Source organism: Pseudoalteromonas undina (assembly GCF_000238275.3).
GTDB lineage: Bacteria > Pseudomonadota > Gammaproteobacteria > Enterobacterales > Alteromonadaceae > Pseudoalteromonas > Pseudoalteromonas undina.
In genome coordinates this window covers 23,639-50,379 of the sequence record NZ_AHCF03000004.1, presented here as the reverse complement: position 1 = coordinate 50,379, position 26,741 = coordinate 23,639, and the positions used below count along the sequence as shown (strand labels likewise).

Here is a 26,741-nt window from a genome sequence, read left to right as displayed (position 1 = left end):
TAATATAACATTACCAAAAAGCATTTTATGAAGTACTCATTAATTTACTTAGCCTGCTTAAGTGCAAGCGCACAAAGCATTGCCCAAAGCCAACCAATAGAGAAAATTGCGGTTACATATAAACAAGCTTACCGAGGCGATATTCCTCAAAAGCAAATGCCACAATCAATCGAAACCCTCGATAACGCGGTACTTGATCAAAAAGGAATAACTCAATTACAAGATGCGCTGGATTTTTCTGCCAGTATTTCACGTAAAAATAACAGTGGCGCATTATGGGATAGCTTTTCGATTCGTGGATTATCGGGTAACGAAAACATGCCATCGGGTTACTTAATTAATGGTTTTAGCGGTGGACGTGGATTCAGCGGCCCTCGTGATGTATCAAACATTGAGTACATTGAAGTATTAAAAGGCCCAGGTTCTGCACTATACGGGCGCTCAGAGCCCGGCGGTACAGTAAATATCGTAACCAAAAAACCTCAATTTGAGCAACAGGGTGAGCTAAAGCTTAGCTTAGGTAGTGATAACTTTAATCGCGTTGAAGGCGACTATACAAACGGCATTAACGATAATACAGCATTTAGAATAAATGGCGCATGGCAAGATAGCGATAGCTACCGCGATGAGGTGTACACCCATAAAAAGGTGGTTACGCCATCTATTTATCATCAAATAAACGCTTCAACCAGTATCACTTATGAATTTGAATACGTTGATTTAGCCCAGCTATTTGACCGTGGTGTTGTTGTACTTAATGATAATTTTAATACTGTTCCTAGCTCACGCTATTTAGGCAATCCAAACGATGGTGACACGCAAGTATATTCTCGTGGTCACCAAGTAACTTTAAATCACGATATAAACAATGAATGGTCACTCGTTGTAGGCGCAAACTACCGTAGCTCTACACTAACTGGGTTTTCGTCTGATGCTGAACTTGCACCCTCGCGCCAATCATTATTCGATGATGGCCACACACTTACCCGCCAACAGCGCTACCGCGATTATGAAGTTGATGATACCAGCCTTAAATTTGAGCTAAGTGGGCATTTTGATACCGCAGGCATTACCCATCACTTATTAATAGGAGCCGACGCATACAAATACGACTTACGCACTGGACTTTATCGTTATCGCGGCGGTAATGGCACTTACACAGTTGATATTTATCAGCCGAATTATAACGTTGCTCGTCCTGAAGTAGGTTTACTCTACGAAAACAACGAACAACAAGATGCTTATGGTATATACGTTCAAGATCAAATGGATCTGACTGATAAAATTAAACTATTAGTTGGCCTTAGATTCGATAGCGTAGATCAAGACATTTTAGAAACCAAAAGTGGTGTGCTTTCAAGCAGTTCACAAAGCCAGGTAAGTCCACGAGTAGGCTTAGTATATGAACTAAACGACGCTGTAACCTTATACAGCAGCTACTCCGAAGGCTTTTTACCATTAAGTGGCACAGATGCAAATGGCGACCCATTTGGCTTTGAATACAGTGACTCATTTGAAGTAGGCGCTAAATTTAGCTACCAAGGCATAACGGGAACCCTAGCATTATTTGATGCCACTAAAAGTAATATGTTAGTAGCCGATCCTGTAAACGTTGGTTTTTCAGCGCCTATTGGTAAAGCAAATAGTAAAGGTGTTGAACTTGATTTAAGTACTTATATTACTGATGATACAAAGTTTAATTTATCTTACGCTTATATAGATGCCAGTACGGCAAACGACATAATAAATGCTGATTGGGGCGTGCCAATCAAAAAAGGCAGCCCATTAGTCAATGTGCCTAAAAATAACTTAAATCTAACGCTTAGCCATCAAATGGCCGTTCTTGGCAAAGAGCTAGAGCTAGGTGCCAGTTATCAGTACACCAGTGAGCGCTTAGGCGATGCCGCCGATTTAACATTTAACTTACCGAGCTATCAACTAGTTGGTATTTTTGGGCAGGTAAACTTAACCGAGCGCACCAAGTTAAATATCAGTGTTAACAATATTCTTGATGAAGAATATGCTCAAAGTAGCTACAACGCATTATGGGTTTACCCCGGTGCGCCTACTCAATTTAAGATGTCATTGGCATATCAATTCTAACAATTTCATAGTCCCGATTAGCTATTTTAACCCGACTTTTGTTATTTAGCTTTTCATCCAAAGCGTCTTAATGTAATGGTTAAGGCGCTTTTTTTTGGATAATAAATAGCCGCTTACCATCTTTAAAGATACTTTTACTCTTTTAGGTAGCTATCTTGTTTATAACATTTTAGGTACGCTGCATTTTAAATTATGTTATAAATATCACACTAAAAAAACAGCGACTCCGGTTAGATTTAAAGGACAAAAATCAATGGATACAAGCAGCAATAATATCTCGTTAATTATTTTTCTTATTACGGCATGTTTATTGTTACCCTTTCTGGAGAGTATGCATGGTGGAACGCTTTGGGGTTTAAATTGGCACTCTCCACGGCTTATGGATACATTAAGCCATAATCTACTTTATATAAAATTGGTGTTGGTAATTACAGGTTTAATATTACTGCTCGCCAAATCTGAAAAAATTAAAAGCATAATTAAAAATAAAATCGCTAAGTGGTTGTTCATTATCATTCTTACATTAGTCGGTGTAATACAAATTCCTTTTTTGTGTTTAGGGATTTTATTCAATGGTTCTTCATTATCAACCCCTGATTATATTCACAAACAAAGCACGTTTACTGATCGTACTATTTATATTTACACCGCAGACCCTGGCGCGATGGGGAAAGCCTACCATTATGCGTATTTAAATTGCCCGCTAGCATTTGGCCGTTATGAGCTAAAGCAAATTGCGAAACTCAATTGGATGCGCGAATACACTTTTTACATTGAAAAGAATAACCTAATAGTAATTAATAAAGATCCTGCTGGTTTAACGCATACTTTCGATATGAGTGACGTAACCTGTTCGAGCTGATATCTCCTTTTTATAATTAGCTTAGGTTTCTCGTGTTGAATACGCATGCCATAAGTGCCTTTAGTAAACCAATATTGATTTAAGCGCACTCTTTAGAAAATGTATGCATAGTGTTATTGAAAGATATGAGCAGTACAAAGATCACGGGGGGCGTAAACCCCCTTTACACTATGGCGCAATACGCAGAGTTTTCTAGTGCTTTTTATACCAATCAGCTTAGACATAGAAAAATTCAATCCGTTAAATTATTCAGATATTTATGCCGATTGGTATATATACAACTTTTAATATTAATTAAAACTGATAGCTTATCCGAGCCGAAACATTACGTCCTGGTTGGCTATATTGGCTAAAATCAGTACCTTTGGATTGACCAGCAATAAGTTCAAACGGTACGTACTCTTTATCGAGTAGATTAAGTAAACCTACATTCATTTGCCATGCTTGCCACTGATAATTTGCATATAAATCAACAACACCATAACCGTTACCTTGTGTTGTTTTATTACCATTAGTATCAAGTACTACATCAGACTGCGCCTTAGCTAAACGCCAAGCAGCGGTCCAATTAACATTGCCAAACTCAGTGCTTACCAATATAGAACCATTTAACGGGCTAATACTAGTAAGTGGCTGATCAGAGTCTTTGTTTTCACCATCTACGTAAGCAACATTGGCTTCTAATAAAATATCGTCGGTGACATACATAGCAATACCAGCTTCTACACCGCTGATCTGGGTTTCGCTAATATTTTGGTATTGGTAAAATGTTTTATTTACATTAGGAATATAAGTTGGCTCAACACCCGCAATGGTTGTTTCGATAAAGTCATCATAGGCAGCATAAAAAGTACTTAGATTTACACTAATATCGCTACTTGCGTATCTTAATCCGATCTCGAATGAGTCACTGCTTTCAGGGTCTAAATCTGCGTTTGGTAATATTTGATAAAATGGCTCAACACCATGGCTTTGATAGGCTTGGTCGTGTGGCGGTATTTTAAAGCCTCGAACATATTGCCCATACCAAGATAAATTATCGTCTACCTGATAAATCACACCCAGCTTTGGTGAAAACGCAGACTCGGTAATATCATCAAGCTCGGCGTCAGCGTATAACGCATCTTTTTTGGCTTCAAGTGCATAATAATCGTAACGAATACCCGCAACTAACGACCAATCAGTCTCGTTAAATTTAATACTGTCTTGCATATATACACCAACTAAAGAAGTATCGGCGCCGGGAAATGCTTTTTGTTTTTCATTCGTAAAATCAACAGTACCATCATTTAATACACGGGTTTTTAAGCGTGGTCGAGTAGTATCATATAAATCAATATCTACTCCATAGACAAATTCATGCTCGGTATTTTCTCCTTTAACTTCCTTACTAAATACCGCTTTTAAGCCTAAAATATCTTGCTCAAACCCGTAGTCATTATAATCGATGTAATTTCTAGCTGCGCTTATTTGGTCACTTTGTTGCTCGTATCGACTATAAGATAGTTGCCCATACCATTTATCAAATATAGCTGTTGCCATATCTGAATCATAATCGAGTGCAAATGAGATATTTGTGTCTTCGTCTTCGGTTTCTTGAATGGATGGAGTGATTACTTGCTCTGTCGTTTGATTAAAGTAATCTAAGGTATACTTAAGGGTGCGTTTTTCATCAAGTTTTTGCTCAACTTTAAGCAGCAAAGCGTCCGAGCGGGCATCGTAACCTGGTAAATCTTCAGCGTAGTTTTGTACTTCTTCACTATCGCGATGGCTATAAACAGCGCTAATAGCAACGTCACCTAAATCTTTTGCTGCTGTAATATCAGCAGCAACCTGATTACTTTGGCCTTGGTAGCCTAACGCTACTTTTACCAAGCTTTGTTGATCCGCTAAATAATCACTCGGGTCTTTAGTTGTTATTACTACAATTCCCCCTAGTGCATCAGAACCATATAGCGATGATGCCGCCCCTTTTGCAACTTCAACTTGTTTAACACCTGCAACATCAAAGTAGTTTCGACCCACTAAATAACCGCCGCCGCCAGCGTAGCCATCGTTTGTGCGTCTTCCATCTTTAATAAAAACAACTCTGTTGCCACCAACACCTCGTACAGTTAGTGTTTGCGCGCCTGCGCCACTGCCAGTACTTGAGATACTTGGATCGTATTTAAACATAGTTTGTAAATCTACAGCGAGCTGACGCTCAATATCTTGTTCGGTAATAACCGTTACTGAGCCAGTCACATCTTCAAGCTTTTGTTCAAAGCGAGAACCACTAACCACAATATGATCGTCAATAACATTTTCGGCCAGTGCGCTACCAGAGCTAATTAACAAAGAGGCTAATGCTGTAAATTTAAAAGAAAAGGGATTCATCTCCACTCCAAATGATAATAGTTATTATTTACTTTTAAATGGTACAACTAACCCAAAATAAGATCAATTGATTATGATAATCATTTTCATTTAGATTAAAGTGGTTATAATACTAAAAAATAAAATCGGAGTTTGTTATGAAGTACCTAATTTTTTTTCTGGCTTTAGCCACTCAATCAGCACTCGCGAAAGAGCGTGTGATCAGTGCTGGCGGCACATTAACTGAAATAATCTACGCACTAGAAAAACAAAATAGTTTAGTCGCGGTTGACCAATCAAGTATGTATCCGCAACAAGCAACACAGTTGCCACAGGTAGGTTACTATCGAGACCTAGCCGCTGAGGGAGTGCTTTCAATGCGCCCAACTACGTTACTTGCACTTGAAGGTGCAGGAAGAGAGCAGGCGCTAAAGCAAATAGAAGCAACCGGAGTGAAGGTTATTCACTATAAAAAGCCGACATCTGTAAATGAACTGCTTGCGCTAATTAAGCACCTTGGTAGTGATTTAGATGCAAACCTAAAAGCTCAAAACCTAATTACTAAAATAAAAAAATCGTTACCTACTAAAGCAAAAACACAGACTCATAACGCTTTGTTTTTACTTTCAGCTAATGAGCGTGGGCTCGTCGCAGCAGGACAAGAAACGGTGCCCAACTTGCTGTTTAATTATGCGGGCATTACCAATATAGCTGCTACGCATACAGGCTTTAAAGCAATTAACAGTGAAGTACTGGCTGTAAGTCAGCCCGATTTTTTAGTGGCGCCAGCGCATGTTGTGCAAAGCCTTGGTGGGAAACAAGCCTTTTGTAAACAGCCTACACTTCGTTTATTAAAAGCAGCGCAAGAGTGTCAGTTACTGGTCATGGACAGCTTACTTTCACTGGGCATGTCGCCGCGTATTGCAACTGCGATTCAAGCATTGCATGAGTATAAAACACGCTTATGAGCACGTTAACTTTGAATCGTTTTAACGCCATAACACTGAGTAATCCGCATAAGTGGATGCTATTAAGTTATGGCTGTATTTTTGCTTTAACATTACTTAGCATAGGCTATGGAGCCGCAGGATGGGATTGGCGTTTAGCTATTGCATGGCTAGCTCCTGAACATTTTAGTCAATTTGATGCGCTACAAATCAATGTGGTTACACAAATACGCCTGCCTCGTTTTGTCCTTGCAGTGATGGTAGGTTTAGTACTTGCACAAACAGGGGCTGCAACCCAAGCGCTATGTCGTAACCCGCTTGCTGATCCCTCTATTATTGGTATAAGCGCAGGCGCTGCGATGGTCGCGGTGGCTTTTATCGCCCTTAGTGCACAATTTAATTTTAACGCCCAACACTACTTACCTTATGCCTCATTTTTGGGCGCACTCTCAGTAACGTCGCTGGTATATTTAGTCTCAAAACAACAAAAACAAATTAATATAAATACGCTTATATTAGTCGGTGTCGCCATTAATGCATTGGCATTCGCTGTTATTGGATTATTAAGTTTTTATGCCGATGACAGCGCACTGCGGTTAATTAACTATTGGACCATGGGCTCATTAGGCGGTGCGAGCTGGGATAATATAAAACAGGCGAGTCCTTTGCTTTTACTGAGCCTTATCGGGCTATGGCGATTAAAAGAGCCAATGAATCTACTTCTTATCGGTGAATCACAAGCTCAATACTTAGGAGTCGATACCAGCAAGCTTAAATTATACGTCATTATATTAGTGGCATTGGGCGTAGGTGCGGTGGTTGCGCTAACAGGTTTAATTGGCTTTGTTGGTTTAGTTGTCCCTCATATTGCACGCCTAATGGTTGGGCCTCATTTACGAAATATGCTGCCACTTTGTATGCTTTTAGGTGTCATAGTGTTGTTACTTTCAGATTGGTTAGCACGCTTGGTTGTTATGCCTGCGGAGCTGCCGATAGGCATTATAACGGCGTTACTTGGGGCTCCACTATTTATATATTTGATCATTAAAAATAAGCGAGATTGGTCATGATCACGTTTAACAACCTCAATATAGGCTTTAACACCCATCGTGTTTTAGAGGGTATTAGCGGCAATATCCAAGCAGGACAACTTGTCGCACTGATAGGCGAAAATGGCGCAGGTAAATCGACCTTACTGCATACTTTGGCAGGCATGCATCCCTTTGAGGGAGATATACTATTTAATACCAAACCTTTGCATTCATTTTCTAAAGAGCAATTAGCTAGCAAGCGCGCTGTAATGATGCAAAGTAACCATGTTGGCTTTGATTTTAGTGTATTTGAACTCATTGCTATGGGTCGCTATCCCTATACAGAGTCTCTTAAAACACAAGCCAATAAAGTTCAAAAATATGCCTCACTTATGGATTTAACCCATTACCTAACACGTCGAATGAGTGCGCTTTCGGGCGGCGAACAACAGCGTGTTCATATGGCGCGCACATTAGCCCAGCTAGATGCTTTTACTGCGCAAACGGGGCCTAAATTAATGTTGCTCGATGAGCCAACATCAGCGCTAGATATGCGTCATCAACATACTTTACTTAGCTGTGTTAGAACCTTTGTAGAGCAAGGAAACAGCGCCATTATTGCTATACACGATCTTAATTTAGCAAGCCTTTATGCAACCAACGCTATTTTATTACACAACCAAAAAGTGCTGCAAAGCGGGTCTATAAATACGGTTTTAACAGCACAAAACTTACAACAAATGTACGCCATGAAATTGCACGTTAACCCTCATCCTTATAACGATGCGCCCATGGTTTTTTCTCAACGTCAGGAGTTTTCATGAGAGAGCAAGCATTAAACGACGCACGTACGCTCGTTTTTAAAACCCATGCCGGCGTAATGTCGACCATTTCAAATAATTTACGCGGCTATCCGTTTGGCTCTGTTACACCTTATATGTGTGACGAACAAGGTCGCATCTACTTTTTTATTAGTGACATAGCTCAGCATACCAAAAATTTAAAACAGGACTCACGCATGAGTCTGACTATTTTTGATGCCGCCGATTATGGCGATCAAAACGAACATGGGCGAGTAACACTCGTAGGTGATGGCTCTATTGTGGCAAAAGAGCAAAGCGGAGTGCTACTTGATAAATATATAGCTTTGTACCCTGAGGCTGCAAGCTATCGCAATGCGCATGATTTTCAGCTTTGGCAATTAGATGTAGTACGGGTGCGTTATATTGGCGGTTTTGGAAAAATATTTTGGCTTGAGCAAAACGAGTGGCAAGCTCAGCCTAAAAAGTGGGATGAAAGCCAGCAGCAAAGCATGATCACTCATATGAATGAAGATCATCAAGATGCTATGTCGCTGATATTAATGCAGCACTATAACGTAGCCGATTACACTCCAATAATGAGCGGCCTACTACCCACAGGCTTTTATATACAAAGCCACAAGCGTAATTACTCTATTAATTTTGCGAACGAGTGCGATAGCCCATTAGCCGTGCGAAAAGCACTTGTAGCCCTAACAAATCAAGCACGAAACAGCTCAAACCAACTAGCGGAGATAGTATGAAAAAATTAATAGCCTTACTCAGCACTACACTGCTACTGAGTGCCAATACTGCATATGCAGACGAATGCACACTAAATATAGATGCAAACGATATGATGCAGTTTTCAACTAAAACACTAAGCGCCCCTAAAAGCTGTAAACAAGTGACTGTAAAGCTTAGTCACACCGGTAAATTACCTGCCAATGTAATGGGTCATAACTGGGTGCTATCTACTGAACAAAACATGCAAGGTATTATCACAGATGGCAACGCAGCAGGGCTTAGCAACCACTACATAAAGCCTAATGATAGTCGCGTGATTGGTGCTACAGACATTATTGGCGGCGGCAAAACAACCGAAGTTACTTTTAAAACCAGCGGCTTAACCGCCGGAACCGATTACACTTTCTTTTGTTCTTTTCCTGGCCATTACGCCATGATGAAAGGCACATTTACGCTTAAGTAAATATTAAAAAGTGTATTACACAAACACAGTGCCAACCTATTATTGGCACTGTGTTTTCTCGCCTCGCTTGACTAAAGCTTTGAATGCCGCTTGTTGATGTGCTTTTTGCACATAACGAGCAGGCAAAGCGTTAACTTCTAATTGATAACCATTTTGCTCAGATTGTACTTTTGATACTGGCGAAACCCATACAACATTGAGCTCTGGGGCAATTCGCTTAATTACCCGCGCTATGCCTTCACCATTTCTCACATGAAAGTCACCGGCTAAATGTATAACCTGTGTGCCCTTATTTTGACTAATATAGTTAACGATAGACTCAGCCATGGTTTCATCCCAAGTAACTTGCGCGGCGTAAAGTTTTTCGTTTTTACTCGCCGTTCCATGATGCATGGATTGCATAAAGCGTTCTTTATAAAGGCTTGGAGAAATATCTATCTCTTTTGCAATAAAACTACGCTGTTGTGGGTCAAGCTTATTAATATAATTAATACCTTGGCGACCAATACAGGTAACAATATGTTTAGGCGCATTTGCAGCTATTACATCGCTATTTTGTATCTTCGCCAATTCCACTAACGCACGATAATCGCTCTTATAATTAGGCCAAGCCTTAGTATTATCAATTAGGTATTGTTCACCTATTTTACTCTCAAGATAAAGGTTTAGTGTTTGCTGATCAGCGCGACTAAATTGCTCAAGCGATAAGGCAATAGGCTTATTTTGTGTGCTTAATTGCTGAAACAGCTCAGCCTGAAATAAGTGCACACCGGGGTGTGTATGCCATTCACCGACTAAAACAATATCGGCATTCAAAAGCGTGGATTCTGACAATATTGAATTAACTCGCTGGCCATTTGCATTATAAAGCCCGTAATTATACAAGGATGAACTTTGAGATACTGATACTGTGTTTATACTGCAGCCTGATAATCCACTGAGTAAAACAAGTGCTAAAAATGGGTTTTTCATATCGGTTTTTATAAAAATAAGAATCAAAACAATGAAGTTAGTATACACAACAAACTGCTTCAAACCTACAAATGCAAATAAAAACAATTATCATTTGATGTTTTGAAGTTTCTGTTTTACAGTCTTAAAAAATAAACAGATATGGAACGTACCATGGCATTACCTTTTTTATGTGCTCGACACAAACAACATGTTTTATGTCAACCAGAACAAGCAATTATAGATATTCAAAATGCGCAGCTAAGTGGCGAAGCGCTGTTTAAACGATACCAATTTGCACAAGCATTGCCGTATTTGGGGTGTGCACTTGAAAGTGCGTCCTTATTAGCTCAAATGTATAACTGTGCGAATAAACAGCAAATCATACAAATTACCTCACTTACAGAGCGCCTTTATTCCACACTTCACTTTTTAGACGAACAAAGTGCTGCGCACAATGCACTCATACAATCTATTAATCTGCTAAACGAGATATTGTATAGCGATGATGAATATCATGACTTAGCGCTTTCATGCATTACACAGCTAAAAAAATTAGCACTGCAACATCCTCCACACCTTACTAAGCACTAATTTTTATGGCAATAAGCAACGCGCTAAACAAAATTGGGTTAACTTTTTATATTAATAATGGCTAACATATCTTCTTCGTCTTCATCTAGGCCAACTTCTTCAAACCCAAAACTAGAATAAAAATCCTTAGCTACAGGGTTTTGCGGGTTATAACAAATCTCGATTTGTTCAAGCTTAGAAGTCGTTTTAATCTCTGTAATTGCCATGAATAGTGCTTGGCGGCCAATACCTTTATTTTGATGATGTTCATCTACCATAAAACGCCAAATAGAAACTTTTGTAGGGGTTTCTTGCACCCACATAAAAAAGCCTACAGGCTTATTATTTTGGTAAATAGCTTTACAGGTATGCCCAACATTATAATGAGACTCAACTAACGACCACATATTACTCGCTACGTAATCTTGTTGCGCTTTGGTAACGTCTAAATCGCATACCTCTTCGTAATTAGCAGAGGTGACACCTTCCAATGAAATGTTCATTATTGTCCTTAATTTCAAACATGGAGTTATAAGTAGTTTTGTTTTATCACGTTATCAGCACTAACATATCTAGGCAATGTATTCTTTTTAGGCACAAAAAGCCGCAGTAATAAATACTGCGGCTTTGTTTACATAACACGTGTAATTCTTTATTAATAACAAACAATAGTACTGTGCTTTTGAAGCTTTTCAGAATTGTTATGCTCTTAAGCTGGTGTTACTATTATCGAAACGGATTTTTAATTATCAATAAATGGAATTAAGGTTATGGCTATTCAATTAGCAAACTACGAAATTAATATACGCTCATTTCACCCTGAAAAAGACTTTGGCTGGTCTGGACTAATGTTTGAAGGAGATAATCGAGGGTTTTCGCTAAAACCTAGTGGTATTAAACCTACGACCTCAAGGATTTGGCATCGTCTACGGCTTTCTACAAAAAATAGTAAAATTAGTTCTATTGATACAATATCAGATCCATCAAAAGCACCGTGGGAAGATAAGAAAAGAATATATTCTGGTAACCTTGCACCAAAAGGGCGTGTTACCCTCAAAGAAAAACCTCCAACTAATAATAGTATTTATCAGTATCAGTTAGACGGCCAATACGGAGGAGTTAATCACGCAATGCCAGGTTCTCCTCAGATGCAAGAAAGATTAGACTTTTCATACGTGCCAACTTTAAATGTTAAGTATAAAATTATTATAGACATTGATACTGTTAGCGGTCACATGGATATAGTTACTTATATCACTGGCGATGCTTTTCCTAATTGTGAAGCATTTATTGTTGGTCCTGGTGGGCAATCTATCTCCCTTGGTATACATGTTCGCAAAGGTGCGCCACCACTAAGCTTATCTCTTAATGCTGATTACCCAATGATTGTAAGCGCACTCCGTTTGCCACTCAACAATAATGGTAGTTTTAAAGGGACCGTAGGCGATGAACTATTTAGACAGGCAAATAAATACCCCAAATTAAGCTTTCATAAAATAGCGGATTGGAATTATCGTTTCACTTCTATTCCAGCAAATAGCGGTCATTGTATGCTGCTTGAAAAAGCGAGTTTAGAAAACTGTTTTAATGGCTTACTTAAGTAAAAAGGCGACTCGATGAAACCCATCTTTAAAGCACACTTTTTAAAAATATTGTTTTTTGGTTCAATGATATCGTTATTATCAGCCTGTACAGAGGTAAAAAAAAGTGAACCCGTAATTTACCTTATACCTGAAAATTATGTTGGCTCTCTATACATAATATTTAATGCACCAAACGGGCATCCACCGAAATACGAAGACGGCTCTCGGGTATATGAAATACCACCATCAGGTATACTCGTTACACAAATGGATGCCAACGAGGGCTGGATTGAAAACAATCAAATACAATACTTTGAAGTGAGTAATGCGAATGAAAGAACACCCATAAGCGAAGACTCTTCATTAAAAGATAAAGATACTACAGACGATGGAGAAACAAGAACTGTGTATGTGGGTGGCCTAGGTGAATCGGGTCCAATATATGGCTGTACTGTGATTAATCAAAATTTTACGGTTGGTACAGACGCAGAACAGACCGACAGGAAAAATTTATTCAGTATATACGATGCTATTAAGCGCAAAAATATAGATGAAAAACTTTTCAAAGGTATGTGTAAGAATAGTAAAGATGTTACATCACACCAATAATAAAATGTAGTTACTTTTTCAAAATGCCAATATCCGACGTATTACTTAGCTAATTACTAAAGCTATTCAAATAAAAAAGCCGCAGTAATAAATACTGCGGCTTTTGTTTTTAGCTAAATGCTTTTAATAAGCACCAGCGCTATATATAAGCTCGTAGCTGTGGCTGTAAATCTCAAGGATGTTACCAAACGGGTCTTCCATGTAGATCATGCGGTACGGCTTTTCACCAGGGTAATAGTAGCGTGGCTCTGGCATACGTTTTTTACCACCTGCAGCAACAATACGATCCGCTAAGCCTTCTACATCTGGGTCTTGTACGCAGAAATGGAAGATACCGGTTTTCCAGTATTCAAAGTTGTCTTTAGGGTTTTCTTGGTCTTTAAATTCAAAAATTTCTACACCAATTCGGTCGCCTGTTGAAAGATGCGCTATTTTGAATTTTTCCCAATTTGGACCAAATACATCGGTACACATTTCGCCAATTGGGCTGTTGTCTTCAGTGATCACGGTAGGCTCCATTATGGTGTACCAGCCCATCACCTTAGTGTAAAACTCTACGGCTTTTTCAACATCGGGAACTGAAATACCAATGTGCGAAAAACTACGTGGATATGTATGACTCATAATAAATACTCCTACTTAACTATGTTTAGTTGATGGAGTGAGTTTACGAACTGACCAACATTAAGTAAAATTATCATTAATCATCATTTTGAGTATATTTTGTAATGATAAACCCGACATGGTTAAACACGTTTTGTACTTTAGTTGAGGTAAATCACTTTACCCAAACCGCAGAGCGCCTTTATATGACCCAGTCAGGCGTAAGCCAACATATAAAAAAGTTAGGGCAGCAAGTAGATTGCGCCTTGCTTGAGCGCCACGGTAAACAGTTTACGCTTACCGTACATGGGCAAAACTTGTATCAGCAAGGCAGCTTATTATTAAAAGAATGGCAGTGTTTAGAGCAGCAATTAAAAGATGATTCACCTTACAGCGGTTTAGTAAAAATACAGTCGCCAGGCAGTTGCGGGCTAAAGTTTTACAATCAACTATTAGCACTGCAAGTAGAGCACAAGAAGCTAATTATAGATTACCGCTTTGCTCCAAATACCAATGTTGAACAAGCGGTGGCCAATCATAGTGCCGATATTGGCTTTTTAACTCAAGCGCCTACCCTTAGTGAAGTTACCAGCCACAAAATTGGTAAAGAATCCCTATTATTAGTAACGCCCGCACATATAGAACACCCAACGTGGGAGGTTTTATGTGAGCTTGGCTTTATTGGCCACCCCGATGCAAAACATCATGCGCAGCTTTTACTTAGCGAAAACTACAGTGAATTTGAACATGTTGATCAAATTAAGCAAACGGGGTTTTCTAACCAAATAAGTTTAATACTGGAGCCGGTAAGTTTAGGGCTGGGTTTTACGGTTTTACCCGCACACGCAGTAAGTGCTTTTAATAAACCTGCGCTTATTAAAACGCATCATTTAGCTAATCCAATTAGCGAAAATATTTATGTGTGCCATCACCGAAATAGGCCGCTAGCAAAGCGTATGCATTGCGTTATTGATGCGATAAAAGCAGGCTAGGGCACCTAAATCAGCGCCCGTAAAGCCCCTTTACAGCTTAAGCTGTACGTTTAGCTTTTTGCGTAATGTCTGTGAGGCTCTGTTTGCTTTTTAAATAAACCTTGTGCACAGCAAAAGTAAGTAAAGTCATCAGTACCATCATACAAAGTGTCGGCCAAAGGCTGAGGGTATGATAACCAAGCGCCCCCATAAACCAGCAATTAAGTACCCATTGAATAACATAGAGCGCGGTTACATGTTTACTGGCATATAAAAGGGCACGTGTAATAGGGCCATTATATTTATCAGCAAAAATATACTGTATAGCCGCTAGGGCACATAAATTTAAGCCAATTAAATAGCTAATACCGCCGCCATTTAAATGGAAAAAGTTGCCAAACTGACCTTTAAAATCAATGGCTAACCATATGCCGCCAATAACAAGTAAAGCAGCACCTAGTTGTGCACACACTTTGTATAAGTAATCGGCATTTTGTCGATTACTAAGGTATAAACGACCAAGTACATACCCCGTTAATATCGCACTTATCCAAGGAAAAACCGGAAAATACACCTGATAGTTATTAGCGAAAAACAAATCACTAATATAAGGTGAAAGCGTAAATTGCTGCCCCCTTACAAACTGGCTCAAAACTGCAATTGCAATGGCTAAAACCGCAATCCATGTTGTTTTCCAACGGGCAATATTAAGTGCCCCAAACAGCAATAAGCTAATTCCAGCCAGTTGTAAAATATCACCTGTTAACACCATAAATTGTAACTGCCCAGCACTGAGCGGACTTTGCCAGCCATAAGCATTTATAAATGCCTCAGGCATGGTATTAAATACTTCAATAGGTAGCCAAAACTTGGCCACATTCATTAAATAGGCAAGCAGTAAAAGCTGTATGCCACGCTTAATTAATAGCAAAGGTGTTTGCCTGCGCGAAAGCGCCATAGATAGCCCCATTGCCACCAAAAACGAGGCGGTGCCTTTGCCAAGTATATGCACAACCGTACCAAATGCGCTTTCACTTTGAAGCGTCGTGGAGGCATACATCCATAAGGTATGCACAATAATCATAATAAAAACGCTCGCACCACGCGCAAGATCAATCGTTTTAAGACGTTGGTTCATTGGTTTTAATATCCTTTTTAGGGCAGGTTTGGCATTTGCTATAACCGGCTAAATAATAGCGGCAACAGGTTAAACGCTGGGGTTTTTCAGTAAATGGCGTATCAAGATTAAAGTTTTCACAAATAAGGGTGTGCAGCTGACGATGGCAATTGTTGATATGTAAAGTAGTAGCAAGGTCTAAGCTATGAGCTCGCTCAATGGCGCTACTTAATGAATCGAGTAATAACCGAGCTTGTTCTTTTTTACCAAGTGCATAGTCGGTATTTACCCATTCACCAACTTGGCTTATAAAATGAGTAAACGCTTTGGTTTGCTCAGTTTTACTTACTAACACGCCATTATTCAGGTTAAACCCACGACAATAAGCGCCATTTACCGCTAACGGCATGTTAATGGGATCAGCCGTACTTTGCTTGCAAGCAAACCAATAACAATAAGCGTAAATAGCTTGCCAGCAAAGCTGTAAATACAAATGCCGACTAATAAATTGCTTAGGCGCAGTAGGGTACTGCGCCTTACAACGAACTGTTAAAGCGCGCACTAATAATAAGCTCGGTTTAAAAGTTCGTTGCACGGGTTGTTGGCAATATAAAAACTGCGCAAGGGTAATCGGTTTAGCCATACAGCTTTGCCGATACGGGGTTGTTTAAGTTACCAGCAAACTGCAAACTACCTGCCGGATCCGTTAAATCAACCATTTGCTCATTATTACCTAACTGTAAGCGGTTTAAACAAGAGTGAGCAAACTCATCACTAAAAAAGTCATACTCTTTAAATCGCTCATTTAAAGCAGGGTTAGCATGTTGATACGCTTTAACACTTTGCGTAACACACTGCCAAAAGTCATGCTCAGTAATACGCTCTTCTCGCACTAAAATTGCTACTAAGTATCTAAAGAAACAGTCAAATACATCGGTAAATATACTTAATAGCTCAAGTTCTTTAGGCATAGAAACATGAATACGTTCAACGCCTGCTGGCAATACTTCAGTGCTATTAAGTAAGGCAACCTCTTCACCTATGTCTTTCATATATGCGCCCACTGGCACCGAATTTTTAAGCTTTAAAATGAGGTTTTCGCCGTGAGGCATAAACACTAATTTATGCGCGTAAAAGCAATGTACTAGCGGAATTAAATAAGCATTAAAGTAGGCACGTAACCACTGCTGTGTGCTCAAACCACTTTGCGTTATCCATTCGCCCACTAAACTTTGGCCATTATTATCTAAGTGTAATAACGCTGCCATGGTGGTCAGTTGTTCATCACTATTTAAATTATGGTTTGGGTTTTCTCGCCATAAACAGGCAAACATTTTACGATAGGGTGTATCTCCAAGCGCGCTTTGCTCAAACGTATGATGGGCATAGCCTAAAGTGGCGTATTCTCTAAGCGCTGTAAAATTAGCGCCTGCGAGTTGTTGATCTTGGCTAACCTTTTCAAATACCCAATCGTTAATGGCAGGTGTCACCGCCATGTAAGCACGCGATAGGCCACGCATAAATCCCATATTTAAAATCGACAACGCCACTTTTAAATACGGTTTATGTGGGTGCGAGCAATTATATAAGGTACGAATTGATTGTTGCGCTTGATATAAATCGTCACCTTCACCTAAATACACTAATCGCTGATTTGCCAACTCATTTGCAAATACCACACTCAATTTGTGTTGGTACTGCCAAGGGTGAGCAGGAATGAGTAAGTAATCATCGGGGTTTAGGTTTTGAGCTTTTAGCGCTTTGTTGAACGTATCTCGGGTGGTTAAATCTAGTTCATCACTTATATGGCTTGGGTAATCGGCAAAGTATTCACTATGGGCAAAGTCGCATACCGTTTTATGCGCTGCTAACCACAGTACTTTAAACGGTTTGCCTACTTCTGGCGCATAACGTAAAAAGTCAGCTTTACTAAAACCAATGCGGCCATTATTAGCAACAAAGGCAGGATGCCCTTCACTCATTGCGGCTTCTATTTTTTGCAGCCCTAAATTAGCTAACTGCGCCGCTGTTAACGTGTTATTTTCACGTTTAAAGCACGCACTGGCTAAAGTAGCATTTAGCTCTTCAAGGTAGGTGGCAAGGCGCTTACCCGTTAAACCTAGCGCAGGCCCTTGCATACTAAAAAAGTGCAACACATCTAGCGGCTGCAGCTCTTCGTTAAGGTTGTAAAAGCATAGGCTTGGCTCGTCTATATCTATATGATTCAGTGCCATAGCACGGCCATTAAAAATAAAATAACCGCCTTCAACGTTTACTTTAAAGCCTTGCTTTGTTGTCTCTGCAGCCAATAAACGCTCGTGCACTAGCTCGGTGAGTGCTTTAGCTTGTAAATGTCGATTTGCCCATTGCCAATGTGGCTGTATCACGTAGTCAGTTTGCAAAGGCGCTAACGAATCAGTAAATAACTGGCTGTGCCTATCAAAGGCTGCTTTGTCACAAAAGCCTAAATAAGCGGCTTTTTCGCCTAGTTGAATTTGCTGGGTGTGCACAAATCCCAAACGCTTATTTAACGTATGAATTTTACTATTAGCAATGTCGGGCTCAACCACAACACGGGCAGCACTGTTTTGAGCAAAAATACTTTGCAGCACGCACTGCATCATTTCAAAACTAAAATGGCGCTTAGGTGCCGTGTTAGGCGCTAATAAAATATGCATACCCACATCATTAGGTTCAACCTCGTACGCCGCTTTCATTAAGCTTTCGTGCTCTGGGCTATAAAGCTCAACTAAAGCCAATAGGTTATTATTTTGCTCGATCACGTATGCCTGATGATGAGGCGTAACAAAAATATCTTGATACGCTTTAGTTATTTGTTGCTCGGTTTGCTGCTGCATACCCCAAAAGTGCGCATACGGTTGCTTAAGCCAATCGCAAACTGTTGGCATATCTGTTTGTTGTAATAACCGCATCGTCACTTTGCCGGTATGCTGTAGGGTGGTTACAAAAGATGAAAAATACATAAAAACTCCAATAAATCTTAAAAACTAAGACGCTGAACGCGCAGTTCGAGCAACAGCCTTAACCCGCCAAAGCAAAATAAAGGCAAGGCTTGCAAAGCCAGTGGCAGCAAAGTAAAACACAACCGTTGTTGAAAGATGCTCTACGCTCATACCCACTAGTAACGACGCTAAAATAACCCCGATGTTTTGAGCAATGTGCACTTTGGCAAAGTCGCTGCCGTAATGTGCAGGCTCACTTTTAGCAAATAGCATTACCTCTAGCAGTACCATCACTTGAAATAGCGCAAAGCCATATAAAACACGTGATAAAATCACTAACCCCACCGACTCCTGCGCTTGTAAATAAAGCCCAAACGCCCCCAAAATAAGTGCACATAACAAAGTGCTAGTGCGGCTTAATGTTGGAAGTGGTAAATGCTGCCTGAAATGGTTAAAAACCAGCATAACAAGCGCTGCAAAAGCAGGAATGGCGTATACAACAGCACTTTGCAACGTGCTGCTTTGTGCGTTTAATGCTTGCCAATGAGTTGTAAAGAAGGGACGAATTAAAAACGCGCTAAAATATACCACCACACTTAAAAAGCAAAATTGCCAAATAAAATAGGGAATACGTTCTCGCGGTTTTTCAGTCGCTATTGCTTGCTGATAAATACCTGTTTTTAATGAATACATTAAGTAAGCGCATAATAAAACCTGAACTAGGTCACCGGCACTACTGAGTAATAACGCATAGCGTGGCTCTGCTAAACTAAAGAAGTAACCACCAATTAAAGCACCACCAATCGCACCAAAATGCATCAATACAGAAAACAAACCAATAATAGATAAATGCTTAGTTTGTTGCTCTAATCGCAGTGCAAATGGGTAAATAAGTAGGTAGCTTGCCTTTAGCACCAACATTAGTTGGTAGTAAATCCAAAACTCCCATACATTGGTCGCAAAGTAGCAAAGCAGGCCAAAACCAGCGGCTACTACTTGGGTTACTAACCATAAAGCCAATTCATTGTATTTTTTAGCGACCTTAGCCCATAGCGGTAAAGCCAGCATTACAGTAATACAACAGTTAGCCACAAAGAGGCCGATTAGAGTGGCGTTACTAATAGCAAATTCACTAGCAAAAAATTGCGGATAAAACGGTAGCAACAAGGTATCGCATACCACCGAAATAACCGTCAGCAAAATTAGCGCTAAACGAAGACTCATGCGGCGCTACTCTGCTGTTGTGTTGATAGGGTGACATCGCTTAAATCAAAGTTTTGAAAAGCAATTTTTTGCTCAACCTGATAAGGCGAATAACCTAAAATTTCACGTAAAATAATACTATTACGGTAGCAAGCCATACCTAAATCTGGAGTTACAAAACCATGAGTATGCTGCTCGGCATTTTGTACAAAAATACGTTTTTGTTCGCTATCTACCGCATATTCACGACTCACTAAATAACGACCTTGCTCATCTTGGGGTAATTGGTGGGCAATATTATTTAAAAAAGCAGGGCGCTGATATTTAAAGCCCGTGGCGCAAATTAAAAAGTCGGTTTCTATTGAAAAGGGCTGCTCAAGCTCCTGATGATAAAACTCAGTCAGTAAACGCTTACCTACTTTTTGAGTACCTGTTAGCCTGCTGTTAGTTTTAAATGTAGTAGAAATTGGCCCATCAAGGCTTTGCGCGTAGAGGGTGTCGAAAATGTCGTTAATTAAATCGCCGTTAATGCCCTTAAATAGATTTTTTTGGTTTTGATTGAGCCAATCTCGCTGCTCAGTTTTTAAATTATAAAAGTAATCAACATACTCAGGAGAGGTCATTTCAAGGGTGAGCTTAGTATACTCAAGCGGGAAATAGCGCGGTGAGCGTGCTATCCAATCTAACTGCAAGCCTTGCGGTACTGCTTGCTGCAATAAGGTGTGGTAAATTTCTGCTGCACTTTGCCCAGCCCCTACCACGGTAACTCGTTTAGCCGCTTTTAATTCATCAAGCCGATGACAAAAATCGCTACTGTGCATTACGTTATTTGAGTTACTTTGCACAGCGCAATCAGGAATATACGGTGCAGGCCCTGTGCCCAAAACAATATGGCGAGTCACATAATGTTGCATACCATTAGGGGTGTTACAGCTAACGGTATAACACTCACTTTGCGGGCAAAATTCAACGTGAGTGACTGTTTGTTCAAAGTTAACATTTGAAAGCTGCGAGCAAACCCATTGGCAATATAAGTTGTATTCACGGCGCAATAAAAAAAAGCTTTCGCGAATATAAAACGGGTATAACCGATTATTCAATTTGGCATAATTTAAAAAGCTATACTGGCTGGTTGGATCTGCCATGGTTACTAAATCCGACATAAACGGAGTTTGTAATGTAACGCCTTCTAGCATCATTCCAGGGTGCCAATCAAACTCACTGCGCTGTTCTAAAAACAGGCTTTTTACATCTTCGAGCGGTTCACTTAAACACGCTAAAGATAAGTTAAATGGGCCAAGGCCAATAGCTATAAAATCGTAAGGTTGATTATCCATTATGCAATTTCCCTATAAGTTTGCCATGCAATGTGGCTAATTTGCTCAATAACAGCGCGTACATCAGTTAATTGGCACTGCGCATTAAGCAATGTAAATTTAAGATAATGGCGGCCATTTATTTTTGTACGGGCAACCATGGCTTCACCGGTTTGTAAAAACGTTTGTCGTACATGCAGGTTTAAAGAGTCGAGTAAATCAAGGTCATGTTTTAAATCATCAGGGGCAAATCTAAATACTAAGGCACTAAGCTCGGGGTAGTTAACTACTTCAAAGTCGGGATGGTCGTTAAGTACAATATGCGTTTGGCGCGCAAGACCAATAACTTTATCGAACGCACGGCCAAGCGGTGCTTCTCCAGTGGTGCGCAGTGTTAGCCATAACTTTAAGGCATCAAAACGGCGAGTGGTTTGCAGGCTTTTATCAACCAAATTAGGCGTGCCATTTCCGGCCTCTGCTAATGGGTTTAAATAATCGGCATACAAAGTAATGTGGCTAAAATGACGTTTGTCGCTTAATAAAAAGGCACTACAACTAACCGGTTGCATAAATGATTTGTGATAATCAATCGTTATTGAATCAACCAACTCAATGCCATTAAGCGCATTGCGGTGGTGCTCGCTTACCAACAAACCGCCACCATAAGCGCCATCTACGTGGCACCATAGCTGCTCTTCTTTAGCCAGCATGGCAATATTATGGATTGGATCGATTGAGCCAAAATCGGTTGTGCCTGCGGTAATAACCACTGCAATGGGTAAATCACCTTGCGCTTTGCTTGTTGCTATGGCGGTTTTAAGTGCCTGCATATCCATTTGCATTTCGCGGTTTGTAGCCACCGGCACCACAGCGTTGTAACCTAAGCCCAGTAACGCCGCTGCTTTTTGAATACTAAAGTGCGCCACCTCAGAGCAGTAAATTTTAAAGCGCGAGGCAACAGCTGGTAAGCCCTGAAGTTTTACCTGATGTTCTGGCGCATAGCGGCTAACAGCCACTTCACGAGCAACTAACATTGCCATTAAGTTTGATTGCGTGCCACCACTAGTAAATACTCCATCGGCAGTGCTTGGCAATGCTGCTTTTTGGCATGTCCAATCAATCAGCTTTTGTTCGATTAAGGTCGCGCCTGCACTTTGATCCCACGTATCTACCGAGGTATTAATAGCGGCAATAATGTGTTCGGCCACCACAGCAGGATAGGTTACAGGGCAGTTTAAATGAGCCATATAACGCGGATGATGAAAGTACACAGCATGATCTAAATACACGCCTTTTAGCTCCTCAAGCACCGCCGGGAAGTCAGCCAAAGGCTGTGATAAATCAACATCGTTTACGACTTTTGCCAACGTATTTACCGACACACCTGAAAATGGCTTTTGGGCTTTAGCCATCGCTTGCTGTACTGCCGACAACCCTTGCAATGACGCTATTTGATAATTAATGAACTGCTCTAAATTGAATTGTGGGGGCAGGCCGCTTTGTTCAAATACAGCCTGTTTTTCAATGGTATTAATATTTAACACTTGAGATTGAGACACATCAACATTCCTTGAGTACACTTTTTAGGTGCAAGGATCTTAATGATAATGATTTACATTTACAATAATGAAAAAAGATTAGATAGCAACTTTTTTTAAATTAGAGCTAATAAGCTTGTCGTATATTTTTAACTAAAATCGATAAACTTCACTATTAAACGACAAGCATTACATGCAAAAAATAAACTTAAAAAAGAGAAAGTTAAGTAAATTATTTTAGCGGTAGCAAAGCCATGTTTAGCCATTACTACCTATTTAAATGTGAGCAAAAAACACGCAGCTGAGCTAAACAATCACTGTTTATGAAATATTTAATACAAAACTTAAAGTATTGGCGGTTTTTCTGTTACGTTGGTGTTTGTATTAACGCTAAAGGACGTCATGATGGAAGTAAAGCAACTAGCAAGTCAGACCTTAATCGGCTTAAAAGTAAGAACCTGCAACGCCAATGAAATGAACGCTGGCACTGCAAATATAGCTGAACTTTGGCAAAAATTTGGTGAAAAGTTTGCCAACAGCCTCACCCAAAACACCAAAGTGTATGGTGTGTATACCAATTACGAAAGCGATCTCACTGGTGATTTTGACGTAATTGCCTGCTGCGATAATTTATCAATTAAACTCCCTGAAGCTAAAAAAGTAACCACTCAAGCAGGGCGTTATTTGGTATTTAAAGGTGAAGGTGAAATGCCCGATGCAGTAATCGATTTATGGGGCGAAATTTGGCAATACTTCAGCTCAGACGATTGCCGTTATTCCCGCACCTACACTAGCGACTTTGAGTACTATAAAAGCAGTAACGAGATAGAAATTGCTATTGCAATTGAAGACTAAAAAACGGCTAGGTTTGTAAGCGCAAACCTAGCCCTCCAATCCCTATAATTTAATACCTGCCAACTAAATCATTCGTTATTACTTGCCAGCTTGGTTTTTAAATCATGTAAATCGCACGCCGTTGTTGTAGGCTCAAGCTCCCAGGGATCAAAAATAGCCTCATTTGAGCGCTGTATCCACGCAGCACGCATACCGTGCGATAACGCCCCAATAACATCAAATGGGTTACTCGATATCAACCAAGTATTAGCGCCGGTTGAATGTGCCTCGCGTAAAAAATGACTATAAACACCTGGGTTGGGTTTAAAGGTTTTAATGTCATCGGCGCTCACTACGCCTTCAAAATAATCACTTATACCTGCCGCTTCGAGCAAGGTATTTACCGCACTGGCCGCACCATTAGAAAACGCAAATAGCCGATAGTTTTGTGCTTTTAAGCTCTCTAGCCCTGCTTTAACATCATCAAATGCGAGGAGTGTTTTATATAGGGCTAATAACTGTGCTTTTTGCTCATCGCTTAAAGTTACCTTGTGCAGTAAACACGCATAATCAAGTGCCTGCTCAGTACACACCGAAAACGGCACGTAGTTTTGCATTAAGCCGCGTCTAAACGAATATTCGAGTTGTTTTTCACGCCAAGTAGTTGAAAATGCGTGCGCGTTATCACCAACCATATTTTCAAGTAACGACACCACGCCATGGGTGTTTATAAGCGTACCGTATACATCAAACGCCAGTGTAGTTGCCATTAATGGACTCCTGTTTAAATAGTTACTAAAGCGCAATTTTACTACTCAATATTAATCACATTATCAGTTAATAAAGTACACTAAAAGCACCGGCGTTTTAAGCAGTTACTGTAAACCCTCGTTACGGTTTGGTTAAAAATACCGCAAGGTAAAGTGGTTCTTTTGTTTCTTTTGGAGGAGAGTTTAGAAAGGGTATGTCTTTATATGAACAGCTGGCAGTAGTTACTCTGCAAATGATCCAAAAAAGCGGTTACTTTCACTAAAGGGTATTTTCGACCAGAATAAAGTGCATGCAAAACTAAATCCTCGGGCTCATCAGGCAAGTTAATTTTAACCAAATCGCCTTGCTCTAACTCCGTAAGGCAAGCGTTCAAGGGGAGTATTGCAAATCCTAATCCTTTTAGTGCTGCAGCTTTTGCCATTTGCCCGCTGTTTACCTTATAGCTGGATACGACACTAATAGCCCCTGCTTTTTTGAATCGCCAAGGCATTCCTTGTAATACAGATAAACTAGTAATACAGGGAGACTTACTCAGTTTATCTATTGATTCTGGAGTAGGGTACTTTTCAAGTAAACAGGGTGCAGCCACCACATAACTTGGCCAACGCAGCAACTCTTTAGCAACCCAGCCAGAATCTTCTAATGACCCACGACTAAAACGTAGTACCAAATCAAACCCCTCAAGTAATCCCTCTGCAGGATTGAGCTGAGTATCGCAACTCAGTTTTATTCTAGGGTGTTTGTGGCAAAAATCAGCTATAGCTTCAGCCATGAAAGGGAGATCAGGTGTAATTATTTTAAGATGCCCAGCTATCGAATCACCCACTTGATGAACTTCTTTCAGCGCATCACCCATCGCCATAATAAGCGGAGATAAGCTATGATAAAGCTGCTCTCCTGCCGCTGTTGCTGTCATTTTACGAGTTGTGCGCTCTAATAATCGAATATTTAAGGCTTGCTCTAATAAAGCAACATGTCGGCTAATGTTAGAGGTTGGCAATTGGCGTTGCTCTGCTGCTCGCTTAAAACTTAGCTGCTCGTATACTTTTTGAAAGCTCAACAGCCATTGCATATCAATATTCTCTAGCACTATTACCTCACTATATGGGATTAACAAACCTACAGTAGCACATTTATCCCAATAAATGATTTTGAAATAATCATTGTGTCTTTCACAATATGGAATAAGCAAATGAGTAAGGTTAATCATATAGCTATTATTGGGGCCGGGGTTGCAGGTTTAGCATTCGCTATTTTTGCAAGAAAACAAGGCATAAAAGTGACCATATACGAAAGGAATAGTCATTTTTCCTCAATAGGCGCAGGGGTTACCCTGTGGCCAAACGCTATGTTTGTAATAAAGCAAATGGGTTTAATCAATAAGTTTAGCCAACTAGGTGGTCAGCCAAGCTTTATGCGCCAATTTAGCCGCGCTGATACACAACACGCTGAGTTTGATATTAAAGCACTTAATTCAACAAGCGGCTTTCCCACGATCACTATTTTGCGCCGAGATTTAATAAGTATTTTAGCTCGCGAGCTAAAAAGCCTGAGCGCGACAATTCATTTTAATCGCTCTATAAATACTGAGGATATTCATCAACTAAAAAAACAATTTGACCTAGTGATAGGCTGCGATGGGCGTATGCATTCAGCAGCTCGCGAACTTCTTTACCCCAATACTGTACTTCCCAAATATCAGGGCTTCATCAATATCATTGGTATTAGTAAAATGGACTTAGCTGCATTTAACCAAAGCATTCACGACTACCGCAACAAAACAGAACGATTTGGCATAGTGCCTGTGGCAAATAATCTTTGTTATTGGGCTGCTGCTTGGCCAAGTAAAATAGACAAAACCAAGCAAATAGACGATTGGTATAATGAAATGCGTTTGCGCTTTAAAAACTGGCCAGAAAAAATCCAAACAGTATTTAATTACAGCGAACAAAACAGCATAAAGCAGCTATTTGTACACGATTTAGATCCACTTCCATATTGGCATAATGAAAATTTACTGATTATCGGTGACGCAGCCCACGCCCCATTACCTACATCTGGACAAGGCGCCAGCCAAGCACTTGAAGATGTATGGCATTTGTCTCAAATACTTAATAAAGGTGAGCAGCTCGAAACCGTTTTAAAGCGATTTTATGAAACGCGAATAAATAAAACCACAACCGCACAGCAAATTGGACGACAAGTGGCTAAGCAAATATTTACTCAGCAACCATCACAAGACTCAGCAACGCCAGAAGTCTCTGTTACTCAGCTTAGTCAGTTATATATGCAAGGGCTAAATGAGGTTTAGAAGTATAAAAAGTAAATATTAAAATAACATCAAGGAGGAACCTAAACTATTTGTAGGGTATAAACACCTAGCTGACAATAAAAGCTTATT

At 40.0% G+C, this 26,741-nt stretch carries 25 protein-coding genes; 13 read left to right on the top strand and 12 right to left on the bottom strand.

Features of this window, described 5'->3' with window-relative positions:
* Positions 1-27: 27 nt before the first annotated feature.
* Both PUND_RS15310 and PUND_RS15305 read left to right on the top strand, forming a co-directional pair.
* Positions 28-2,103 carry a TonB-dependent siderophore receptor gene (locus PUND_RS15310; protein ID WP_010388744.1) on the top strand — a complete coding sequence of 692 codons (2,076 nt, stop codon included), beginning with the start codon at positions 28-30 and terminating at the stop codon, positions 2,101-2,103.
* Between the two features lie 253 nt (positions 2,104-2,356).
* Positions 2,357-2,965, top strand: a complete 609-nt coding sequence (locus tag PUND_RS15305) for a hypothetical protein (RefSeq protein ID WP_010388746.1) — start codon at positions 2,357-2,359, stop codon at positions 2,963-2,965.
* Between the two features lie 294 nt (positions 2,966-3,259).
* On the opposite strand, the gene PUND_RS15300 is transcribed toward PUND_RS15305, so the two are convergent.
* The gene (locus PUND_RS15300) at positions 3,260-5,341 is read right to left on the bottom strand and encodes a TonB-dependent hemoglobin/transferrin/lactoferrin family receptor (protein WP_010388747.1); all 2,082 of its coding nucleotides are present in this window, start codon (positions 5,339-5,341) and stop codon (positions 3,260-3,262) included.
* A 137-nt stretch (positions 5,342-5,478) separates the two neighbouring features.
* Between PUND_RS15300 and PUND_RS15295 the strand changes: the two genes are divergently transcribed.
* The 5 genes from PUND_RS15295 to azu are packed head-to-tail and all read left to right on the top strand — an operon-like array spanning position 5,479 to position 9,308.
* Positions 5,479-6,288 carry a heme/hemin ABC transporter substrate-binding protein gene (locus tag PUND_RS15295; protein WP_010388749.1) on the top strand — a complete coding sequence of 270 codons (810 nt, stop codon included), beginning with the start codon at positions 5,479-5,481 and terminating at the stop codon, positions 6,286-6,288.
* Positions 6,285-7,337, top strand: coding sequence for a FecCD family ABC transporter permease (locus PUND_RS15290; protein WP_010388750.1), 1,053 nt, complete (start codon positions 6,285-6,287; stop codon positions 7,335-7,337). Before PUND_RS15295 ends, PUND_RS15290 begins: the two co-directional genes overlap by 4 nt.
* Positions 7,334-8,122, top strand: coding sequence for a heme ABC transporter ATP-binding protein (locus PUND_RS15285; RefSeq protein ID WP_010388751.1), 789 nt, complete (start codon positions 7,334-7,336; stop codon positions 8,120-8,122). Before PUND_RS15290 ends, PUND_RS15285 begins: the two co-directional genes overlap by 4 nt.
* On the top strand, positions 8,119-8,862 hold the full coding sequence (locus PUND_RS15280) for a HugZ family pyridoxamine 5'-phosphate oxidase (RefSeq protein ID WP_010388752.1): 744 nt from the start codon (positions 8,119-8,121) through the stop codon (positions 8,860-8,862). The genes PUND_RS15285 and PUND_RS15280 overlap by 4 nt, the downstream gene beginning before the upstream one ends.
* The gene (gene azu, locus PUND_RS15275; RefSeq protein WP_010388753.1) at positions 8,859-9,308 is read left to right on the top strand and encodes an azurin; all 450 of its coding nucleotides are present in this window, start codon (positions 8,859-8,861) and stop codon (positions 9,306-9,308) included. Before PUND_RS15280 ends, azu begins: the two co-directional genes overlap by 4 nt.
* Positions 9,309-9,347: 39 nt before the next feature.
* Here the strand turns inward: azu and PUND_RS15270 are convergent, their stop codons facing one another.
* Positions 9,348-10,280 (bottom strand): ChaN family lipoprotein, encoded by a 933-nt coding sequence (locus PUND_RS15270; protein WP_041709348.1) that lies wholly within the window; start codon positions 10,278-10,280, stop codon positions 9,348-9,350.
* A gap of 153 nt (positions 10,281-10,433) precedes the next feature.
* Here PUND_RS15270 and PUND_RS15265 point away from each other — a divergent pair, with 153 nt between their 5' ends.
* The gene (locus PUND_RS15265) at positions 10,434-10,853 is read left to right on the top strand and encodes a hypothetical protein (RefSeq protein WP_010388755.1); all 420 of its coding nucleotides are present in this window, start codon (positions 10,434-10,436) and stop codon (positions 10,851-10,853) included.
* 38 nt (positions 10,854-10,891) lie between these two features.
* Here the strand turns inward: PUND_RS15265 and PUND_RS15260 are convergent, their stop codons facing one another.
* Positions 10,892-11,335, bottom strand: coding sequence for a GNAT family N-acetyltransferase (locus PUND_RS15260; protein WP_010388757.1), 444 nt, complete (start codon positions 11,333-11,335; stop codon positions 10,892-10,894).
* A 267-nt stretch (positions 11,336-11,602) separates the two neighbouring features.
* Here PUND_RS15260 and PUND_RS15255 point away from each other — a divergent pair, with 267 nt between their 5' ends.
* Complete coding sequence (locus tag PUND_RS15255) at positions 11,603-12,436, top strand: hypothetical protein (protein WP_010388758.1); 834 nt, start codon at positions 11,603-11,605, stop codon at positions 12,434-12,436.
* A gap of 12 nt (positions 12,437-12,448) precedes the next feature.
* A complete protein-coding gene (locus PUND_RS15250; protein ID WP_010388759.1) occupies positions 12,449-13,024 on the top strand; it encodes a DUF6843 domain-containing protein in 576 nt (191 codons plus the stop codon).
* A gap of 123 nt (positions 13,025-13,147) precedes the next feature.
* On the opposite strand, the gene PUND_RS15245 is transcribed toward PUND_RS15250, so the two are convergent.
* On the bottom strand, positions 13,148-13,648 hold the full coding sequence (locus PUND_RS15245) for a lactoylglutathione lyase family protein (RefSeq protein ID WP_008130525.1): 501 nt from the start codon (positions 13,646-13,648) through the stop codon (positions 13,148-13,150).
* 104 nt (positions 13,649-13,752) lie between these two features.
* On the opposite strand from PUND_RS15245, the gene PUND_RS15240 reads away from it, so the two are divergent.
* Entirely contained in the window at positions 13,753-14,619 is an 867-nt protein-coding gene (locus tag PUND_RS15240; RefSeq protein ID WP_010388761.1) for a LysR family transcriptional regulator, read from the top strand.
* A gap of 37 nt (positions 14,620-14,656) precedes the next feature.
* Here PUND_RS15240 and PUND_RS15235 read toward each other — a convergent pair whose 3' ends face one another.
* Genes PUND_RS15235 through PUND_RS15210 form a run of 6 tightly spaced genes read right to left on the bottom strand, consistent with a single transcriptional unit; the run spans position 14,657 to position 22,756 of the window.
* Positions 14,657-15,736, bottom strand: a complete 1,080-nt coding sequence (locus PUND_RS15235) for a heparan-alpha-glucosaminide N-acetyltransferase domain-containing protein (protein WP_010388762.1) — start codon at positions 15,734-15,736, stop codon at positions 14,657-14,659.
* Complete coding sequence (locus PUND_RS15230; RefSeq protein WP_010388763.1) at positions 15,720-16,358, bottom strand: hypothetical protein; 639 nt, start codon at positions 16,356-16,358, stop codon at positions 15,720-15,722. Before PUND_RS15230 ends, PUND_RS15235 begins: the two co-directional genes overlap by 17 nt.
* Positions 16,351-18,699 (bottom strand): GNAT family N-acetyltransferase, encoded by a 2,349-nt coding sequence (locus PUND_RS15225; RefSeq protein WP_010388764.1) that lies wholly within the window; start codon positions 18,697-18,699, stop codon positions 16,351-16,353. The genes PUND_RS15230 and PUND_RS15225 overlap by 8 nt, the downstream gene beginning before the upstream one ends.
* A gap of 24 nt (positions 18,700-18,723) precedes the next feature.
* Positions 18,724-19,902, bottom strand: coding sequence for an MFS transporter (locus PUND_RS15220; protein WP_010388765.1), 1,179 nt, complete (start codon positions 19,900-19,902; stop codon positions 18,724-18,726).
* Positions 19,899-21,218, bottom strand: coding sequence for a lysine N(6)-hydroxylase/L-ornithine N(5)-oxygenase family protein (locus PUND_RS15215; RefSeq protein ID WP_010388766.1), 1,320 nt, complete (start codon positions 21,216-21,218; stop codon positions 19,899-19,901). The genes PUND_RS15220 and PUND_RS15215 overlap by 4 nt, the downstream gene beginning before the upstream one ends.
* Positions 21,218-22,756, bottom strand: coding sequence for a pyridoxal phosphate-dependent decarboxylase family protein (locus PUND_RS15210; RefSeq protein WP_010388768.1), 1,539 nt, complete (start codon positions 22,754-22,756; stop codon positions 21,218-21,220). Before PUND_RS15210 ends, PUND_RS15215 begins: the two co-directional genes overlap by 1 nt.
* Before the next feature lie 384 nt (positions 22,757-23,140).
* Here PUND_RS15210 and PUND_RS15205 point away from each other — a divergent pair, with 384 nt between their 5' ends.
* Positions 23,141-23,590 (top strand): GyrI-like domain-containing protein, encoded by a 450-nt coding sequence (locus PUND_RS15205; RefSeq protein ID WP_010388769.1) that lies wholly within the window; start codon positions 23,141-23,143, stop codon positions 23,588-23,590.
* A gap of 68 nt (positions 23,591-23,658) precedes the next feature.
* On the opposite strand, the gene PUND_RS15200 is transcribed toward PUND_RS15205, so the two are convergent.
* Entirely contained in the window at positions 23,659-24,339 is a 681-nt protein-coding gene (locus PUND_RS15200; RefSeq protein ID WP_010388770.1) for a haloacid dehalogenase type II, read from the bottom strand.
* A gap of 200 nt (positions 24,340-24,539) precedes the next feature.
* Positions 24,540-25,430, bottom strand: a complete 891-nt coding sequence (locus tag PUND_RS15195; protein ID WP_174375335.1) for a LysR family transcriptional regulator — start codon at positions 25,428-25,430, stop codon at positions 24,540-24,542.
* Between the two features lie 102 nt (positions 25,431-25,532).
* On the opposite strand from PUND_RS15195, the gene PUND_RS15190 reads away from it, so the two are divergent.
* Entirely contained in the window at positions 25,533-26,651 is a 1,119-nt protein-coding gene (locus tag PUND_RS15190; protein WP_010388772.1) for an FAD-dependent monooxygenase, read from the top strand.
* Positions 26,652-26,741 lie beyond the last annotated feature (90 nt).

Bases quoted from the DNA above. Each gene is read 5' to 3' on its own strand.
- PUND_RS15310 (WP_010388744.1), top strand. From the start codon at position 28: ATGAAGTACTCATTAATTTACTTAGCCTGCTTAAGTGCAAGCGCACAA.
- PUND_RS15305 (WP_010388746.1), top strand. From the start codon at position 2,357: ATGGATACAAGCAGCAATAATATCTCGTTAATTATTTTTCTTATTACG.
- PUND_RS15300 (WP_010388747.1), bottom strand. From the start codon at position 5,341: ATGAATCCCTTTTCTTTTAAATTTACAGCATTAGCCTCTTTGTTAATT.
- PUND_RS15295 (WP_010388749.1), top strand. From the start codon at position 5,479: ATGAAGTACCTAATTTTTTTTCTGGCTTTAGCCACTCAATCAGCACTC.
- PUND_RS15290 (WP_010388750.1), top strand. From the start codon at position 6,285: ATGAGCACGTTAACTTTGAATCGTTTTAACGCCATAACACTGAGTAAT.
- PUND_RS15285 (WP_010388751.1), top strand. From the start codon at position 7,334: ATGATCACGTTTAACAACCTCAATATAGGCTTTAACACCCATCGTGTT.
- PUND_RS15280 (WP_010388752.1), top strand. From the start codon at position 8,119: ATGAGAGAGCAAGCATTAAACGACGCACGTACGCTCGTTTTTAAAACC.
- azu (WP_010388753.1), top strand. From the start codon at position 8,859: ATGAAAAAATTAATAGCCTTACTCAGCACTACACTGCTACTGAGTGCC.
- PUND_RS15270 (WP_041709348.1), bottom strand. From the start codon at position 10,280: ATGAAAAACCCATTTTTAGCACTTGTTTTACTCAGTGGATTATCAGGC.
- PUND_RS15265 (WP_010388755.1), top strand. From the start codon at position 10,434: ATGGCATTACCTTTTTTATGTGCTCGACACAAACAACATGTTTTATGT.
- PUND_RS15260 (WP_010388757.1), bottom strand. From the start codon at position 11,335: ATGAACATTTCATTGGAAGGTGTCACCTCTGCTAATTACGAAGAGGTA.
- PUND_RS15255 (WP_010388758.1), top strand. From the start codon at position 11,603: ATGGCTATTCAATTAGCAAACTACGAAATTAATATACGCTCATTTCAC.
- PUND_RS15250 (WP_010388759.1), top strand. From the start codon at position 12,449: ATGAAACCCATCTTTAAAGCACACTTTTTAAAAATATTGTTTTTTGGT.
- PUND_RS15245 (WP_008130525.1), bottom strand. From the start codon at position 13,648: ATGAGTCATACATATCCACGTAGTTTTTCGCACATTGGTATTTCAGTT.
- PUND_RS15240 (WP_010388761.1), top strand. From the start codon at position 13,753: ATGATAAACCCGACATGGTTAAACACGTTTTGTACTTTAGTTGAGGTA.
- PUND_RS15235 (WP_010388762.1), bottom strand. From the start codon at position 15,736: ATGAACCAACGTCTTAAAACGATTGATCTTGCGCGTGGTGCGAGCGTT.
- PUND_RS15230 (WP_010388763.1), bottom strand. From the start codon at position 16,358: ATGGCTAAACCGATTACCCTTGCGCAGTTTTTATATTGCCAACAACCC.
- PUND_RS15225 (WP_010388764.1), bottom strand. From the start codon at position 18,699: ATGTATTTTTCATCTTTTGTAACCACCCTACAGCATACCGGCAAAGTG.
- PUND_RS15220 (WP_010388765.1), bottom strand. From the start codon at position 19,902: ATGAGTCTTCGTTTAGCGCTAATTTTGCTGACGGTTATTTCGGTGGTA.
- PUND_RS15215 (WP_010388766.1), bottom strand. From the start codon at position 21,218: ATGGATAATCAACCTTACGATTTTATAGCTATTGGCCTTGGCCCATTT.
- PUND_RS15205 (WP_010388769.1), top strand. From the start codon at position 23,141: ATGGAAGTAAAGCAACTAGCAAGTCAGACCTTAATCGGCTTAAAAGTA.
- PUND_RS15200 (WP_010388770.1), bottom strand. From the start codon at position 24,339: ATGGCAACTACACTGGCGTTTGATGTATACGGTACGCTTATAAACACC.
- PUND_RS15190 (WP_010388772.1), top strand. From the start codon at position 25,533: ATGAGTAAGGTTAATCATATAGCTATTATTGGGGCCGGGGTTGCAGGT.